This is a genomic window from Ignavibacteria bacterium (genome assembly GCA_013177855.1).
In the GTDB taxonomy this organism is placed as follows: Bacteria; Bacteroidota; Ignavibacteria; order Ch128b; family Ch128b; genus Ch128b.
Map to the genome: position 1 here is coordinate 53008 of JABLYA010000002.1, position 18347 is coordinate 71354.

Annotated in this window: 16 protein-coding genes; 9 read left to right on the forward strand and 7 right to left on the reverse strand. The window is 33.4% G+C overall.

From position 1 onward, the window contains the following. Positions 1–24 precede the first annotated feature (24 nt). From HPY57_11320 to HPY57_11335, 4 genes are all read right to left on the reverse strand, one after another. The gene (locus HPY57_11320) at positions 25–1173 is read right to left on the reverse strand and encodes a hypothetical protein (protein ID NPV12368.1); all 1149 of its coding nucleotides are present in this window, start codon (positions 1171–1173) and stop codon (positions 25–27) included. Positions 1174–1289: 116 nt separating this feature from the next. Further along, entirely contained in the window at positions 1290–4106 is a 2817-nt protein-coding gene (locus tag HPY57_11325; protein NPV12369.1) for a T9SS type A sorting domain-containing protein, read from the reverse strand. Next, entirely contained in the window at positions 4103–5239 is a 1137-nt protein-coding gene (locus HPY57_11330; protein ID NPV12370.1) for a T9SS type A sorting domain-containing protein, read from the reverse strand. The genes HPY57_11325 and HPY57_11330 overlap by 4 nt, the downstream gene beginning before the upstream one ends. A gap of 2 nt (positions 5240–5241) precedes the next feature. Beyond that, positions 5242–5661, reverse strand: a complete 420-nt coding sequence (locus tag HPY57_11335) for a YjbQ family protein (protein ID NPV12371.1) — start codon at positions 5659–5661, stop codon at positions 5242–5244. A gap of 260 nt (positions 5662–5921) precedes the next feature. Between HPY57_11335 and HPY57_11340 the strand changes: the two genes are divergently transcribed. The 7 genes from HPY57_11340 to HPY57_11370 all read left to right on the forward strand — a co-directional run bounded on the left by HPY57_11340 (position 5922) and on the right by HPY57_11370 (position 12935). Then, positions 5922–6656: a hypothetical protein gene (locus HPY57_11340; GenBank protein ID NPV12372.1), complete on the forward strand. Its 735-nt coding sequence runs from the start codon at positions 5922–5924 to the stop codon at positions 6654–6656. A 93-nt stretch (positions 6657–6749) separates the two neighbouring features. After that, positions 6750–7382: a class I SAM-dependent methyltransferase gene (locus HPY57_11345; GenBank protein ID NPV12373.1), complete on the forward strand. Its 633-nt coding sequence runs from the start codon at positions 6750–6752 to the stop codon at positions 7380–7382. A gap of 3 nt (positions 7383–7385) precedes the next feature. Beyond that, on the forward strand, positions 7386–8246 hold the full coding sequence (locus HPY57_11350) for an FAD-dependent thymidylate synthase (GenBank protein ID NPV12374.1): 861 nt from the start codon (positions 7386–7388) through the stop codon (positions 8244–8246). 269 nt (positions 8247–8515) lie between these two features. Further along, a complete protein-coding gene (locus tag HPY57_11355; GenBank protein NPV12375.1) occupies positions 8516–9955 on the forward strand; it encodes a tetratricopeptide repeat protein in 1440 nt (479 codons plus the stop codon). 130 nt (positions 9956–10085) lie between these two features. Next, complete coding sequence (locus tag HPY57_11360) at positions 10086–11234, forward strand: Re/Si-specific NAD(P)(+) transhydrogenase subunit alpha (GenBank protein NPV12376.1); 1149 nt, start codon at positions 10086–10088, stop codon at positions 11232–11234. Between the two features lie 16 nt (positions 11235–11250). Beyond that, a complete protein-coding gene (locus tag HPY57_11365) occupies positions 11251–11532 on the forward strand; it encodes an NAD(P) transhydrogenase subunit alpha (protein ID NPV12377.1) in 282 nt (93 codons plus the stop codon). An 8-nt stretch (positions 11533–11540) separates the two neighbouring features. Continuing rightward, positions 11541–12935, forward strand: a complete 1395-nt coding sequence (locus tag HPY57_11370) for an NAD(P)(+) transhydrogenase (Re/Si-specific) subunit beta (GenBank protein ID NPV12378.1) — start codon at positions 11541–11543, stop codon at positions 12933–12935. Positions 12936–13119: 184 nt separating this feature from the next. On the opposite strand, the gene HPY57_11375 is transcribed toward HPY57_11370, so the two are convergent. The 3 genes from HPY57_11375 to pgsA are packed head-to-tail and all read right to left on the reverse strand — an operon-like array spanning position 13120 to position 15436. After that, positions 13120–14370: a competence/damage-inducible protein A gene (locus HPY57_11375; GenBank protein ID NPV12379.1), complete on the reverse strand. Its 1251-nt coding sequence runs from the start codon at positions 14368–14370 to the stop codon at positions 13120–13122. Further along, positions 14367–14822 carry a phosphatidylglycerophosphatase A gene (locus HPY57_11380; protein NPV12380.1) on the reverse strand — a complete coding sequence of 152 codons (456 nt, stop codon included), beginning with the start codon at positions 14820–14822 and terminating at the stop codon, positions 14367–14369. The genes HPY57_11375 and HPY57_11380 overlap by 4 nt, the downstream gene beginning before the upstream one ends. 26 nt (positions 14823–14848) lie before the next feature. Beyond that, entirely contained in the window at positions 14849–15436 is a 588-nt protein-coding gene (pgsA, locus tag HPY57_11385; protein ID NPV12381.1) for a CDP-diacylglycerol--glycerol-3-phosphate 3-phosphatidyltransferase, read from the reverse strand. 446 nt (positions 15437–15882) lie between these two features. Between pgsA and HPY57_11390 the strand changes: the two genes are divergently transcribed. Together HPY57_11390 and HPY57_11395 are read left to right on the forward strand one after the other, a co-directional pair. Then, the gene (locus HPY57_11390; GenBank protein ID NPV12382.1) at positions 15883–17136 is read left to right on the forward strand and encodes an insulinase family protein; all 1254 of its coding nucleotides are present in this window, start codon (positions 15883–15885) and stop codon (positions 17134–17136) included. Next, on the forward strand, positions 17126–18337 hold the full coding sequence (locus HPY57_11395) for a pyridoxal phosphate-dependent aminotransferase (GenBank protein ID NPV12383.1): 1212 nt from the start codon (positions 17126–17128) through the stop codon (positions 18335–18337). Before HPY57_11390 ends, HPY57_11395 begins: the two co-directional genes overlap by 11 nt. The last annotated feature ends 10 nt before the right edge of the window (positions 18338–18347 follow it).

An 18347-nucleotide genomic window follows, 5' to 3' on the forward strand; every position in this document is an offset into this window, starting at 1 on the left:
GGGCAAAGAGATATTTGGAAAAATCTAAAAAGTTGTTCTGTAATATTTCCCAAATTCCTCTGCGAGACCTTTCAGTAACTTAATATTTTCAGCTGGGACTTTTGGAGCAATTGAACATGCTGTACTGAGTATAAAACCGCCGTTAACTTTCCCCGTCAAAATTATTTCTGAAACATCTACAATAATCTTCCTCGGTTTTCCAAAAAGCAAAGTATTTACGGAATCTATATTTCCTTTGATGAAGACTTTTGTCCCTAATCTTCTTTTTGCATCGATTAAATCAACATCACCAAGTGGTTTAGGATCCAGACATTCAATTCCTGATGTGCCCGATTCAATCATCAAATCAAGTCTATCATTAATTGCGCCGCAAGTGTGAAGATAAGCAAATTTACCTTTTGACTTAATTGCAGAAATTATTTGTGATTCATAAGGCAGAACAAACTCTTTGTAAAATTCTGGTGAAATAAATCCAGCTCCTGCAAATGGTGAAGAAATTTTTATTGCATCTATTGGCTTATCACACATCTCAAAAGCAAGTTTTGAAATTCCGTCCGTGTAATGTTGAAGAATTTGTTTGCATTTATCCGGATTTTCTATGAGAGACATTAAAGCATTTTCATATCCCAGAAGATCAAGTAAATAATCAAACGGCGAAGTGACTTCTCCATGAATTGAAAACTCATCTCCAACTCTCTGATAGATCAAATCAAAAATTTCAAATTTATTGTTCAGATCAATTTTAAAGTGTAATCCACCAGAGACAGGTATGTAATCAATTTCTTTTGGTAGAGATGAAACTTCTATCTCATCAATCGAGGGATATTTTCTTTCACCGTAAAATTCCGGGAATGGTAAATCTTCATTTGTAAAAATTAGCTTTCTATCATCGAGATAAACAATTTCTCTATCTTCTTTTATTTCTCTTTGATTATAAATCTCTTTCCAAGTTTTGAAGTGTCCATGCAGACTTACCAGAATTCCATCAAATTGATAAAGCTCTCTCAAGTAAATAAGTCCATTTGCAAAAGTTTCAGCATCAAACCAGAAATCTACAGGAGAAATGTCTTTCAATTGCTGAAGCATATGCCCGATACTCATCTGACACATTACAGGAACTCGATCGGGATATTCAAAATTCATTGCAAGAAGAACTCTTTCCCTTGAAGTCATACCATTTTAATAATGTTTATTTTATCCTCTAAAAATTTTATAGGCTGGAAAAATCCAGCCTTAAGAAATTTATTTGCAGAAATTGAAAGAGCTTTTTTCAAAATTTACACTTTCAATCACTTTAACAAGATCATCTTCCTTTCTTTCACAAAGTTATCAGTCACAATTCGATAAACATAAATTCCGCTCGTAAGTCCAGACGCATCAAAAGTTTTCTGGTGAACTCCTGCTTTCTGAAATTCATCAACCAGTGTTCGGACTTCTCTGCCAAGAATATCATAAACTTTTAGTTGAACTTTTGTATCAATTGGTAAATCATAAATAATGTGGGTAACTGGATTGAATGGATTCGGATAATTTTGATAAAGCTCAAATTTCTGTGGGAGAATTTCATCAGTCCATTCGACAGATGTTAAAAGTCCCGGTTCTGGTGCAGGTAATTTTTTAGTAGTATAAATTCTGAATTCACCAGGTTGAAGAGTTATGGTCATTTGAGTATTGGTTACGTTGATGCTGTCACCATAAAAGTAATTATACCACCAGCCTGTGTTTTGAAAGTTTGGAGTAACCGATCTTTGAACAACATCAAAATTTCCAACAATTGCAACATTCATTGAATCGTGATTGAGCCACAATCTTTTAACTGCACCGCTGAAGTCAGTCGTAAAGTTTGTTGTTCTAAAAACATCATAGTTTTTCTTCAGATTAATCAAAGTTGCAAAAGTTTTGTAAAGTTTATTCCGATTTGCATCGAGAAAATAACCCCAGCGAATTGGTTTTGGACCTGTTCTTCCGTTGTATTCAATAGAATAGTCATAACCAAGTTCACCAAACTGCCAGATCATTTTTGGGCCTGGAACAGTAAAGAAGAACGCACCAGCAAGCTTGATTCTTTCAAGTGCAGTCGGAAGACTCTTAATGTTATAAGTCCCGCTCGAATTCCCATACATCAAATTTTTATACATTAATCTTTCTTCGTCGTGACTTTCCATATAACCGACAAGATGTGGTTTTGAAAATCCACGAGCTTTATAAGAAACTCTTGTAAAATCCGATTTACCTCCATCGTGCCAGCCCATTGTTGCTTCGTTGTAATTATAGTTCATATTGCCCCAGCTTAGCATTCCGTAATTAGTCAAAACTTGCTCTTCTGAGTCAACAGCGAAATGTTCTAAAATTACATAAGCTGTTGAATCATACTTCCAGATTGAATCAGCATATTGCTTTAAGATGTTAATTCTCGATTGATCATATTGTCCCCATAGACCAACATCATTCCCAGAATTTGTTTGAGTAAATCCTTTTGAAAGATCAAATCTAAATCCATCAACTTTATATTCTTGCAAATAAAATTTTAATGCACGAGTTACAAGCTCTTTTGTTGCTAGACTTTCGTGATTAAAATCATAACCTACATTGTAAGGATGCTTAGCAATAGGATTAAAGTAAGGACTATTTGCTGCTGGTCTTTGATTGGTTTCATCCCACCACATTCTAACTAAAGATGACTGACCAAAATTGTGATTGAACACAACATCAAGAATAACGGCAAATCCCATTTGATGAGCTTTATCGATAAAAGCTTTTAAGTCGTTTTTAGTGCCGTAATATTTATCCATTGCAAAATAAAATGTTGTGTTGTAACCCCAGCTTTCGTTTCCTTCAAACTCATTAATTGGCATTAATTCAATTGCATTAACACCAAGTTGTTTTAAGTAGTTTAACGTATCTGCTAAAGTTTTATAATCGTGAGAGGCAAGAAAATCTCTCAAAAGCAATTCATAAACAACAAGATCAGTCTTCTGCGGTTTTTGAATTGATGGCATTTGCCAGCTGTATTGAGGTTGATTTATTTGAAAAACCGAAACGAGATGAGTTGTTTTTCCAAATGGATAAGGTTTTAAATTAGGATAAACCGATGGCGGGATGTACTGATCATTCCAAGGATCTAAAACTTTTTCTGTAAACGGATCAGCTACTTTCAATTTCCCATCTATAAAATACTGATAAGCATATTCCTCATTTGGATTTAAGTTATCTATCTGGATCCAGTATCGATTTCCATCGGGAGTCCTTTTCATATAATAGTTGGGGTCAACTTCCCAGTTTGTGAAATCTCCAATCACATAAACATAATTTTTAAATGGTGCATAGAGACAAAGAATTACAGAATTACTATCAATTACATTCACTCCGTCCTGAATTCCAGGTGGAAGTGCAACTGTTTGAACAGGAGATCTTACGATAAAGTAATTTGAATCAACTTTTGTATTTCCTAAACTGTCAATTGCAACAGCTCTCAAATTATATCTGCCATAATTGAAGAACATCATCGTTCGACTTAAATAATTAGTATCCGTCTGAGCAATTAAAGAATCATTTAAGTAAAGTTTAAGATTTACAGAACTTGCGGAAACTGCCGTGATTGTAAAATTCTGAGCTGTATTAATTATAGTTCCCTTTTCAATCGGACTTAAGAAACGAACATTTAAACCTGGTTTATAAAGCGGAAGAAATATATCACTTCCATCTGCATCACGACCAACTTTGCTTCCATCAGCATTTCGAAAAACAAACGCAAGTTTCAAAATATCTTCAGAATCAGGCACTCCATAATACTGCGGAATATTGATTGTGATTCTCCAGATATTATTTCCGATATATTGAATTGGTGGTTGATTTGCTGGTGAACCCCAGGTTGTCTTTACATATCTCCAATCATTTGGATGACGACTCAGGTTGGTAATCACACCAGTATGAACATAAATTGGAAAAACACCAATTAGTGCACCATTCCCTTTTGTCACATCATAATCAATTGTGATTACATCATTTCTTGTTGCAAAGTACGGCGTCCATTGAAGCACTTGAGAAAAAGCACTGACTGTAAACGTTAATGCAAAAATCAGAACAAAAAATAATTTTGATTTCATTTAATATACTCCATCTTTTTGGATTCAGAGTAATCACCAATTGTAATTGTATAAATGTAAGTGCCTGAACTCAACTTATGATAATTCCCATCAAACTCTATTTGATGATAGCCATCAGAATTAATCTGATTCTTAATCGATGTAATTTCTCTTCCGAGTGTATCAGTAACTTTAAATGTCAAAATTTTACCAACAAAATCTTTTGGAACAAAAAATCGAATTTGTGTTGAATAATTAAAGGGATTGGGATAATTCTGATACAAAGTAAATTTCGATGGTATCAAACTTAATTCTTCAACTAATGTTTGAGGAAGTTCTGGACTTCCAGCATTGATCCAGGCTGTATAAATTAATGAAGCAAGTCGGACGCTGGCTTTCTGAAAGAGATATTTTGTAAAATCCTGTGAGTAATTCCATAAAGTTGAATAATAAGTTTCACTGTTTGTATTCCCAGCAATTGATTTTGCAATACTATCAGCTCTCAATAAATCATCGAGATATGAATATGATTCAAAAAGATAATTAAAAATAAAATCGAGTGGATCCTGAACATAAGTTATACCTTCCGTAGAGATTGTAATTTCACTCTGATATCGGTTAATCATTTGAGTTTCATATCTCGAATGTATTCCTCTCTGACCCGTGTATTGTCCATCATAATTCCGCGTGATATGAAGCGGTTGATGTCCATCTGCAACATAGTGACCTAAATCAGCGGCAATTAATTTTGCTCTGTCCCAATCTTTTCTTTGTAATGCTGCAGTTAAAGAATCAACTGTTGTTTTTGTCGCCCATGGCAAAATTCCTTGCTGCCACACATAATCCCAGCCATAACGATTAATCAAAGTATCAATTGAATAAGGGAAATTACCTGATAGAAATTCCTGATAATTATCTATGTCGATAAAATGTTTATTTCCTTCAGTTGGGTCGGAGCTCTTACGGTAATCAGCATCAGATGCGTGTTGAGCCAAAAATTCTGACCAGCTGGCATAACCTACCATAGACGATGGAAAATGTTTGGTCGAATTTCGATTGATTATGCTGTGACCAACACTTCCCCAACCAAAAATTTCTTGAACAATTAAAAATAAAAGTACCAATGATAGAACGACTGAAATAATTTTTTTCATTTTTATTCTCCAATAATTTGAACGATTATTCTTCTCTGTCTTGCACGATTATCAAAGTCAACAAAAATTATTTGCTGCCAGGTTCCAAGTAATAAATGTCCCTTTGAAAACGGAATTTGAATTGAAGCACCAAGCATAGAGGCTCTTAAATGAGCATAGCCATTCCCATCTCCCCATGTTTTATCGTGATGATAAGGACGATTGGAAGGAATTAGTTTTTCAAAAAGTTCGGGTAAGTCTTTTAATAATCCAGGTTCGTATTCAATTGTTGTAATTCCTGCTGTTGAACCGACAGCGAAAACGAGAACATTCCCTTCTTTTAGTCCGCTTTTCGTAATTACTTCTTGAACTTTTGTAGTTATGTCTATTATGTCAGTATTTCCACGAGTGTTGATTTCAATTTTATCAGTCAAAATTTTCATATATGATCATTCCTGAATTGTTATACATAATTTTCTAAATATAAGATAAATAGATTGGAAAATATTTAGAAACGAGTAATACTAATCGAATATCTCAAATTAGTGGGATATTATCTTGATTATGTTTATTCTCAATCTTTCTTATAAAATGCATTAGATGTCTCTCTGATTTAGTATTCTTTTCAAAATTTGTTGACAAGTTGCTTCCTTCTATAGTATTGTAGTTTTAAAAATAATTTCCTTCATTTATCTTGAAATTGATGAAAGCATTTTTAATCCTTTTGATTACATTCATCTCGATCAAAAATACATCCGGTCAAGAAGCTGATTATTTTGTCTATCATCAAAACCTATTTGATGTTAGCTTTAATTTAAATTACATCACTGGAGCAAAGGTCTATTTGACCCCACGCGCTTCTGATCCAGATTTAAGAAATCTTTATTATACCTTCGATGGATTTTTAAGTTATTCATTTGAATTAAAGGCAAATGTCTGGAATAATTATGTTTATGCAGGTTTAAGCGGTGAATATTTGAAAGCATCAGAATTATTGTATTCTGTACGAGCGTTGGTAGATAATTTACCAAGAACACTTCAGGTTGAGGAAAGTTTTTACTTGTATCCAATTGAGATAATTGCTTATTATATTTTCCCGTTCAGTCGAGATTGGTATAAAGCTTATATGGGCGCAGGTTTCGGAGTCTATTACGGTAAGTATGAAAGAAAAATCTTCAATCTTAAATCTGAAAGCAGAATTTCCAGACTTGATTATGGAATTCTTGTTAATGTTGGGGCGGATATAAATTTAATTCATGACTTAAGTTTAAAAATTGAAATGAAGTTTCGTGACCCTGAACTTGAATTCAAAAACACTTTTCCCGAGACACAAACTACAATCAATGGCAGCAATGTTCAGCTCTTCGAGAAAACTTTTTATACAAAAATTAATGTAGATGGAATAAACCTCATTTTAGGTTTGAATTACAGATTTTGAGATATTTGTCTCGGTAAAAATTTTTTTAACCCGTATAAAATTTTATCAATTTCTCATTAAATCAAACAAGATCTGAAATAAGTGGAGGAATAAATGCAGGATAAATGGAACGAAAGATTTTCGAGCGAAGAATATGTATATGGTAAAGAGCCAAATATTTTTTTGAAAGAGTTTTATGAACTTAATCCATCTTTATTTAAGAATCCTGTTTTAATGTTGGGCGATGGTGAGGGAAGAAATGGAGTCTATTTAGCCACCAGAGGTCTCGATGTCTCTTCTCTTGATTATGCTGAAATGGGACTTCGAAAAGCAAAAAAATTAGCAGAAGAAAAAAACGTGGATTTAAAAACCATTTTATCCGATGTAAACGAATTTGATTTCGGTAAAGAAAAGTGGGGAACGATCGTTTTAATTTTTTTACACTTGACTAAGGATGAAAGAAAAAATCTGTACTCAAAAATCAAAGATGCTTTAATCCCGGATGGATTATTTTTTATGGAAGTATTTTCAGTCGATCAATTGAATTATAATTCCGGCGGACCAAGTTTGCCTGAATTACTTTATACAAAAGAAGAACTAGAGAAAGAATTTAAGAAACCATTTGATGGTTATCGATTTGAAATAATTATTTCAGAGCAAAAAGTAGTCTTACTCCATGAGGGAAAACTTCATGAAGGTGAAGGTTCAGTTGTAAGATTTGTTTGTAGAAAAGTAAAAGAGGAATAAAAAATGGCTCGAGTGATTAATCCAAAAGCTGAAGAATTGCTTGATAAAGAATTTAAAGTTTTAAATCATGGCTTTGTTCGTCTTGTTGATTATATGGGTGGAGATGAATCAATTGTTCAAGCAGCAAGAGTAAGCTACGGTAAAGGTACCAAAACAGTCAGTGAAGATCGAACTTTAATTCGTTATTTGATGAGACATCAACATACAACACCTTTTGAAATGGTTGAATTAAAATTTCACATCAAACTTCCAATTTTTGTTGCAAGACAATGGATCAGACACCGAACTGCAAATGTGAATGAATACTCTGGAAGATATTCCATAATGCCAGAAGAATTTTATGTCCCTGAAGAGTCAGTTATTAAATATCAAAGTACATTAAATAAACAGGGAAGAGATAGCGAAGAAGTTCCTCCTGAAATTCGAAAGAGAGTTCTGGAAATTTTGCTTCAAGAACAGAGATCAGCTTTTAATGGCTATCAAGAAATGCTTGAATATAACATTGCTCGTGAACTTGCAAGGATAAATCTTCCTTTGTCTCTTTACACTCAATGGTATTGGAAAATAGATTTACACAATCTGTTTCACTTCCTGAAACTTAGAATGGATAAACACGCACAATATGAAATTAGAGTTTATGCTGAGAAAATGGCTGAAATTGTAAAAGCTGTAGTTCCGATAGCTTATGAAGCATTTGAAGATTATGTTCTTAATTCAGTGACTTTTTCAAAAAATGAACTGCTTCTTCTGAAAAAATATTTACCTGAAAAAATCGATGAAGAAGAAATTGAAAAACTTGATTTCTCCAAATATGAAAAATCTGAGTTCTTCGATAAATTGAAAAAAGTTTCTGAACTGAAATAACGATTTAGTTTTCTTTTCCTAGCGAGTTATTTCTTTTTAAGAAAATTAATTTTTATAATTTCATTGCTTCCGATACGAATTTGATAAGTAGTAATGTTGTGGGAAGAAACCGAAAGCAATTAAAGGAGTAAACGCAATAAATTTAGATTGAATATTTGTGAATTGATTGTGATTTGCTTTTTCAATTAGCTAAAAATTTTTCTCACAAACATTAACTTGAATTAATTCATTTGTTTAATTAGTTTCACAAAAGAAAAAAACAAGAAGATATGAAAGATAATTTTGACGACAATTTTTTTGATGATTTCGACGGTGACTCTGAAGAATTTGATGATAGTGAATATCAAGAGGATTTAGCGTCCCTGAACGAGTTCTACAGGTCTGTTAAATCCAATCCTGTCGTATATGATTTAGATTCACTGGAAGATTATATCGGTCTTGCCCTTGAACTCGGTGAATTTGAGATTGGGCTTGAACTTACCGAAGCCTATTTGAAATTTTCAAATTATGATGCAGAAATCTGGCAAAAAAAAGGAATATTCCATTCTTATCTTGGTGATTTTGAAGAAGCTGAAGAATCACTTAAAAAAGCATATTCATTAAATCCGACCGACATCGAAACAATTTTGAATTTAGCTTCTATTTACGAAAAACTTTCTATTCCAGACCAAGAATTATATTATCTTGAACAGGCTGTTCAACTTGCTCCCGATAATTCAGATGTAAAAATGCAATTAGTTTATTTTTATGAGGATAATGATTTCGATAAAGCTGTTCAGGTTTTGAACGAAATGATTGAAAACGATCCTGAAAATATTGAGTTATTAAGCGAGCTCGCTTACTGCTATGAACTTTACGAGTACTATGACGATGCAATTAAAACTTATCAGAGAATTTTAGAAATTGAACCATACAATCATTTAATTTATTACAACCTTGGAGTTGCTTATTCAGAGAAGAAAGAATGGAACAATGCGATTGAAAGTTTCAAATTCGCAATCGCTATTAATGAAGAATTTTCTTCAGCTCACTTTAATTTAGGATACACTTATGCTTCATTGGGCAATCACAAAGAAGCAATTGAATGTTATAGAAGAACACTTGAACTTGATCCTGATGATTATTCAGCCTGGTATAATCTGGGAGTTAGTTATGAGGAGTTGGGTGATCTTTATAAAGCTCTGAATGCATATACAAAATCAATCGATATAAATCCTCAAAACACAAATTCGTACATCGCAAGAGGTTATTGTTACAACGAACTTGGGAAAACTCAACTGGCTATTAATGATTTCGATAAAGCGATTGAAATTAGCCCTGATGATAAAGCTGGATGGATTGCAAAAGGTGATCTCGAATATTCTCTCGGTAATTTAAGCGAAGCAATTATAAATTATCTAAAAGCAATTGAACTTGATCCATACGATCCCGAACCTTATTTGAATGTGGCCAGTACTTATTACGAACTCGGCAATATTCAATTTGCATTAAAATATTATGATGACTGTATATCTTATTGTCCCTACGTCACTGAGCCATATTACCAAAAAGCGAAGATATTAATTTTGCTGAATCAGACTAACGATGCATTTAGATATTTAGAAGAAAGTTTCAGACTCGATAAAGAAAAGCAATCACAATTTGAGAAAGAATTTCCTGATATCGCCTCAACAAAGGATTATCAAAAAAGATTTAATAAAAGAAGTTAGATCTAAAATCATTCTTCCATCTATCAACTTTATTTTAAATCCAATAAAAATCTCATTAATCCTTTAAGTCCTCACTTAGTAAAAAAAGCCTCTTATAATTAAATTTGAAAAATTAAATAAGGAGATTAAAGTGATTATAGGCATTCCAAAAGAAATTTATCCCGGCGAAAATCGCGTAGCGATGGTTCCAGATGTTGCCGGTAAATTGATTAAAAAAGGATTTGATGTCTTAATCGAAACCAATGCAGGACTTAACGCTGGCTTCACGAATGAAGAATATGAAAAAGTCGGTGTTAAAGTCTTAGATGATTTAAAAGAACTTTATTCTAAATCGGACATCGTTTTAAAAGTCCAGAGACCCGTAGAACATCCGCAGTATGGTAAGAATGAATTAGAATTGATGAAACCAGGTTCACTACTGATTACATTTATGTATTCGCTTCATTATCCCGAACTTGCAAAGAAGGCAGCAGAGCTTGGTATTAATGTCATCTCGATGGATGCAATTCCACGAACAACTCTTGCCCAACCAATGGATGCTTTAAGTTCTCAGGCTAATTTAGCTGGTTACAAAGCTGTTATTCTTGCTGCAAATCATCTTCACAAAATTTTCCCATTACTCATGACAGCTGCTGGAACAATTTCACCTGCTAAAGTTGTGATTATGGGAGCCGGAGTTGCTGGTCTTCAAGCACTCGGTACAGCAAAAAGATTGGGCGCTAATGTATGGGTTTCTGATATCAGACCAGCTGTCAAAGAAGAAGTTCAAAGTCTTGGCGGGAAGTTCATTGAAGTTGAAACTGATGAATCAATGCAAGATGAAGGTGGATATGCAAAAGAGGCTTCACCAGAATTTTTAAGAAGACAGCAGGAATTAATTGCAAAACATGTTTCTGAAGCTGATATAGTTATCACAACAGCCCTTGTTCCTGGAAAAAGAGCTCCGTTATTAATTACAGAACAAATGATCAAAAATATGAAGCCTGGTTCGGTTGTACTTGATATGGCAGTTGGATTTGGAGGTAATGTTGAAATAAGCGAAAAAGGAAAAGTTGTCAAAAAATATGGTGTGACTATTATTGGCGAACCAAATCTTCCAAGTCTCGTCCCATATCACGCAAGTGAAATGTATGCAAGAAATCTTTTCAACTTGATTAATTATGCATCGAAAGAAGGCAACTTCAATCATAATATGGAAGATGAGATAATTGGCAAATCAACAATTGTAAAAGATGGTCAGGTAGTCCACGAAAGAACGAAAGAATTATTAAATAACTAAATGAAAGGATAAAACTATGGATGGAAGTCTCTTAATGTTAATATATGTCTTTGTCCTTGCAATGTTTGTGGGATTTGAATTAATCACCAAAGTACCGCCCACTCTTCATACTCCATTGATGTCTGGTTCAAATGCAATTTCTGGAATTACGATTGTTGGTGCGTTGATTAGTGCAGGACTTGAGCAATTTACGATAAGCACAATCCTTGGTTTAATTGCCGTGATCTTTGCAACAATCAATGTTGTGGGTGGATATTTAGTAACTGATAGAATGTTGAAAATGTTCAAAAAAAAGTGAGCTGATATATGGATACATTAATTAAAATTTCTTATCTGGTTGCTTCAACTTTATTTATCTTCGGTATAAAATATCTGGCTTCTCCAAAAACAGCAAGGCAAGGGAATTTTTTATCTGCAATCGGAATGCTTATTGCTATTGTGGTAACTTTATTCGATAAGCATGTTTTAACTTTTGAATGGATAATAATTGGATTGGTCGTGGGTTCGGTACTTGGAGCTATAATGGCTATTAAAGTACCGATGACGGGAATGCCTCAGATGGTTGGATTGCTAAATGGATTTGGCGGCGGTGCATCGATGTTAGTTGCCCTTTCTGAGTATTACAAGGTTCATCTCGGTACTGTTAAGAATGCAAGTTTCAATACTGAATTAACTGCTACAATCGCTCTGAGTATTTTAATAGGTGCTGTAACTTTCACAGGTTCACTCATCGCTTTTGGTAAGTTGCAGGGAATAGTGACGGGTAAAGTTGTTAAATATCCCGGTCAACATCCATTAAATTTATTTTTATTAATTCTGGTACTTGCTGGTGGTGTTTACTTCACCATTAATCCTCAACTTGAATGGGTGATTTTATCAGTTAGTGGAATTTCACTTGTACTTGGAGTTTTGCTTGTTCTTCCAATTGGTGGTGCGGATATGCCTGTGGCAATTTCGCTCTTAAATTCTTACTCAGGATTAGCTGCCGCATCAACTGGCTTTGTTCTTCAGAATGAGCAATTGATCGTGGCTGGGGCATTAGTTGGTGCATCTGGAATTATTTTAACAAATATTATGTGCAAAGGAATGAATCGCTCTTTAATGAATGTTGTTCTTGGTGGATGGGAAAGTGCAGGTTCATCTGGCCCAGCAACACAAACAATTAAAGGTAATGTTAAATCCATCGAAGCTGAAGAACTTGCAATGCTTTTTGATGCTGCAGAAAACATAATTATCGTTCCCGGATATGGAATGGCGGTTGCTCAAGCTCAACATGCTGTTCGAGATTTGTTTAATATTCTTGAATCAAAAGGTAAAAATGTAAGATTTGCAATTCATCCTGTTGCTGGAAGAATGCCAGGCCATATGAATGTTCTGCTTGCAGAAGCTCAAGTTCCTTATGATAAACTTTATGCGATGGAAGATATTAATGACGATTTCCCGAATACAGATATTGCATTTGTAATCGGAGCAAATGATGTCGTTAATCCAGCTGCCCGTCACGATAAAAATTCTCCAATTTATGGGATGCCAATTTTGAATGTCGACTATGCAAAAACTGTAGTTATTAACAAGAGATCGTTGAATGTTGGATATGCTGGAATTGAGAACGAACTATTCTTCTATCCTAACGCATTGATGTACTTTGGTGATGCAAAAGAGGCAGTTAATAAATTAGTTCACGAATTGAAAAATCTTTAATCAAAAAGCTCCTGATTTTTTAATGGAACTGTCAGAGCCTAATCTGGCAGTTCCATTTTTTATTTTAAAAAATAATTTTAGTTGTGACTTTTTAGTTAGAGCTTTATTTGAATTTTAAATCTTCTGTAAGGTAAATTTTATTTTGATCAAAAAATCATTTTTGAGAATGAGCAAATATGCTAATTCAGATCATTCCCATTAAAGCGCGCCGCAGAATATCAAGAGCAGCTTGAGATGTTCGTTCTTTGTTTCTTACTCTGTTGTCGGCAAAATTAAATTGCTTTGCAAATTCTTTTTCACCATCTGAATAACCAATGTAAACCAGTCCAACTGGTTTTGTTTCTGTTGCGCCAGTTGGTCCCATTATTCCTGTTGTTGAAATACCAATATCTGCATTTGAAATTTTTCTTACACCGCGAGCCATTTCAATTGCAGTTTGTTCACTTACAGCCCCAAAGTTTTTAATTGTTTCTGGATTAACACCAAGTATTTGAATTTTGGCTTCATTTGAATAACTCACAACTCCTCTTTCAAAATAATTGCTGCTACCAGGAATGTTCGTAATTCTGTTGCAAATCAATCCACCCGTGCAAGATTCAGCAACTGCAATTTTTAATTTCTTTTCAGTAAGAATTTTTCCAATTACTTCTTCAAGACTTAAATCTTCATCAGTGTAAATAAATTCACCAACCCTTTCTCTTATTTTCTCTTCCAGACTTTTTATCTTTTCAAGATTGAGCTGTTCGTTATTACTTCTCATTGAAAGACGAATTTTCACACCAAATTGACTCGGAAGAAATGCAACTTTCACTTCATTGAAAAGAGGATTTAAATCTTCAAGTCTCGAATAAAGAGCAGATTCAGGGATACCAGTTGTGTAAAGAATTTTTTGATTATAGAAGATATTTTTTGATTGAATGTACTTTTTCAAATCAGGCAGAATTGTATTTTCCATCATTCCTCGCATTTCATAAGGAACTCCAGGCATCACAAAAAATCGCTTCCCATCTTTCGTGATATCATAACCTGGTGCGGTTCCGTAGTCATTCGGAATTACTCTTGCAATTCTTGGAACCATTGCCTGTTCACGATTAATCTCAGGCATTTGTATTTTTCTTCTTTCAAAAAGTTTTTTTATTCGTTCAAATGTTTGTTCATCAAAGACTAAGTCTGTTTTGAAATATTCAATTATACAGGTTCGTGTAATATCATCGTGCGTTGGACCAAGTCCGCCGGTGATAAAAATAAAATCAGAAATTAATTCTGCATCGCTCAAAGTTTGTATTATATCTTCTTTATTATCACCAACTGTAAAATTTCTAATTACTTCATAACCAATTGAAGTCAATTTTTCTCCGATGTAAGCCGCGTTGGTATTGATTGTCTGCCCAATTAATAACTCATCTCCAATTGATATAATTGATACCTTGTTCATAAATTTTTCACCTCCGGAAAAATTAAAAGTATTAGATGTAAAATTATAAGTGAATAAAATCCAGCAATAAGATCATCAAGCATAATTCCCAATCCGCCTTTTATATCCTGACTTTGTCTTGCGGGGCATGGTTTAATTATGTCGAAAATTCTAAAAAGAACAAATCCAATTGCTGCTAAAAGAAATGTTTTCGGAACAAAAAGCATTGTGAACCACATACCTACAATCTCATCAATCACAACCTGAGGCGGATCAATGCCATAAACTTTTTCAGCAAAATCGGAAGTGTAAATTCCTATAACTAAAAAAAGAAGTATTAATGGAACCAGTAAGTATGGTTCATCAAATCCAGGAATGAATAGATAAAATAAAATTGCCAGGAATGAACCAACTGTACCCGAAGCAAAAGGAAAGTAACCAGTAAAAAATCCGGTTGCAAAAAATAATTTTATTCGATCTTTAAAAGTTAATTTTTCGCTCACTTGAAAATCTCCTTGATTGTAAATCTGTTTGTGTAAAGATATTCAATGCCTGTGTAAACCGTTAAAGCAGTTATAAATAAAATAGAGTAATTAATGAGCTTATCATTTAATAGAACCCTTGCCCAGTTTTTATCTATGAATGTAAATAAATCTTTTTCGAGCCCTATGTAAACAAAAAGTAAGTAGTAAAGAAAAATCATCTGTAAACTTGTCTTCAATTTTGCAAGAAAACTCGTTGAGAATGCTCTTTTTTTATACTGGCCATAAACACGCAGCAAGGTTACAAGCAAATCTCTGATGACAATAATCAAAACCATCCAGAAATTTAATATGTCAATGTAAACGAATAAGAAAAATGCTGTTGACGTAAGTATTTTATCTGCAAGTGGATCTAAAAATTTCCCTAGTTCAGAAATATAATTGTATTTCCTGGCAAGCCATCCATCATACCAATCTGTTAAAGCAGCAATTAAAAAAACAAAAAGTGAAATCTGGTTTAGAGTTTTGTTGCTTGACAAAAAGAGAAATGCAAATAACGGCGTTAAAATTATTCTTGTAACAGTTAGTTGATTTGGTATTGTCATAATTCATTCAAATTTAAATAAGGATATGAAATTTGAAAAACAATCTTTTTCACTAATAAATTCAACTCGATTGATTTTTTGTTCTACATATTGTTTTAGTTTCACAAAAGATGCCGAAGAAGATTAAATAAATTAAACCAGTTTCAAAATAATTTTAGTCATTATAGATCAGCCAAAAGTTTCTGAACTCAAAAATCCCTAGATGAAAATCGCTACAAAATTTAATAAACTATTATTGAAATATTTTATAATCCTCAACCGCATTAAATCATCTTTCAAATTGATCTTTCGTTTAATCAAAGCTTTATTAATTAAAAAACATTCACCCTAAGCATAGACTTATCATTTGTCTGAAAAATTCGAAAATTGCCCCATTTTCTTTCATTGTTTGTCAGAATAAGGGTTTCTATATTTGTAAAAATTTTTGAGAAAATTACTATATAAAGTTGAAATTCTACAATAAAACTATTCTGCAAAACGGAATTCGTGTTTTAACCCAGGAAGTTAATTCAATTAAATCATTTACGCTGGGAATCTGGGTAAATGTCGGATCAAGAGATGAAGAGAAAAGTTTAAACGGACTTTCTCACTTCATCGAGCATTGTGTTTTTAAAGGAACCAGAACAAGAAGTGCGAAAGATATTGCAACAAGCATTGAAAGTTTGGGTGGATACATTAACGCATATACAACAAAGGAACATACTTGTTTTTACACCCGAGCTTTGAATGAACATTTCTCCAAATCTTTTGAAGTTTTAGCTGATCTTGTAAAAAATCCAATTTTCCCTGAAAATGAAATTGAAAAAGAAAAATCTGTCATTCTTGAAGAAATCTCATCTATCAATGACACACCCGATGATGTCATTTTTGATTTAATTGAAGAAAAGCTCTTTGAAGGAGATGGACTCGCTAATCCGGTTATTGGAAAAGAAGAAAATATAATTGCTTTTAATTCTGATCTGGCGCAAAATTTTATCAAACAGAACTACTCCGCAGATAAAATAATAGTTTCTGTGGCTGGTCCAGTTCCACACGAATTAGTCGTTAAAAAAACTGAACAGTTACTTGGAGATTTACTCCCGCAAAATTCTATCAACAAGAGAACTGAACCTTCATTGATAAATAAAAAAGTTGAAATAGAAGAGCATCGTGATATTAATCAGGTTCATATTTGTATTGCTCGCAAAACATTTGGTGCGAAAGATGAAAGGAGGACAGCCCTTGCAATTCTAAATACTTTGCTTGGTGGAATGACAAGCTCTCGTTTGTTCCAATTGATTAGAGAACAAGAGGCACTTGCTTATAACATTACTTCTTTTTTAAATAATTATTACGATGCTTCTGTTTTTGGAGTTTATCTCAGTACATCGTTGAACAATTATCAGAGAACAATTGACTTAATTCAAAAAGAATTTCAATCTATTGTTTTAAATGGAATTAGAGATGAAGAACTTGAAATCGCTCGCAATTATCTAAAGGGTGGAATTTCAATGTCCCTTGAGAATACTTCAGCAAAATCAACTCATCTAGCTATGAATGAATTTTACTATGGTGAAGTTAAATCTCTCGAAGAAATTTTTAATCTCGTTGATCGTATCAAAAAAGAGGATATTTTCAATCTTGCTGAAGAACTTTTGAAGTGGGAGGAATATTCAATTTATAAAATTATGCCAAAGTCGGGAGGAAGAAATGGGAAATAAAGCTGTTCCTTCAATTTCGAATCGTGCTCGATCAATGCAGGCTTCTCCGCTAAGGAAGCTTGCATCAATTGCTGAAGAAAGGAAGAAAAACGGAATCAAAGTTTACCACTTAAATATTGGTCAGCCCGATCTTCCAACGGATAAAATTTTTTATGAGCAACTTCTAAAAATTCCTCAAACAACCGTTGCTTACGCTCCATCGAATGGAATGCCGCAAACAATAAAAGCATGGAAAAAATACTTCGAGCACGTTGGAATTCAATTCGATGAGAAAGAAATAATTGTAACTCAAGGCGGTTCCGAAGCGATCATTTTTGCAATGTGTTCTATTTGTGATGTTGACGAAGAAATAATTGTTTTTGAACCATTTTATACTAACTACAATGGTTTCGCTACTCTGGTAGATGTCAAACTGGTCCCAATTCCACTTTCAATTCAAAATGGATTTCATCTGCCAACAGAAGAAGAAATTGAAAAATACATTACTCCAAAAACCAGAGGAATTTTAATTACCAATCCCTCAAATCCTACTGGTACAGTTTATTCAAAAGAAGAATTACAACGATTGGTTAATCTTGTTAAAAAATACAATTTATTTTTGTTAAGCGATGAAGTTTATCGTGAATTTGCCTACGAAGGTAAATTTTTTAGTGTGATGGATTTTCCCGAGATTAGTCAACAAACAATTTTACTCGATAGTGCATCAAAGCGATTTAATTTGTGCGGAGCAAGAATTGGAGTGCTTGCAAGTCATAATGAAGATGTAGTTCAATCAGCTTTTAAGTTTGGAATGGCAAGACTATCCGTTGCAACAATTGAACAGCTCGCTATAATCCCGATGCTTGAAAATCCATTTACATATACAGCGCCAATCGTTGAAGAATTTCGAAGAAGAAGAGATGTTGTTTATGAAGCTCTTTCTCAGATAAATGGAGTTACATATTATAAACCAGAAGGTGCATTTTACATCATCATCGGTTTACCTGTTAAAGACTCAGAACATTTTGCTCGATGGTTAATTGAAGAATTTGATTACAATAAAGAAACTGTTCTATTAGCTCCAGCTCAAGGATTTTATGCAACTCCCGGCAAAGGAACTAATGAAGTAAGACTTGCTTTTATGCTCAATGTAGACGATATGAAAAAATCATTGAAAATTATTTCTATTGCACTTGAAGAATATTTAAAGAAATTTAACTAAAAAGAGTAGG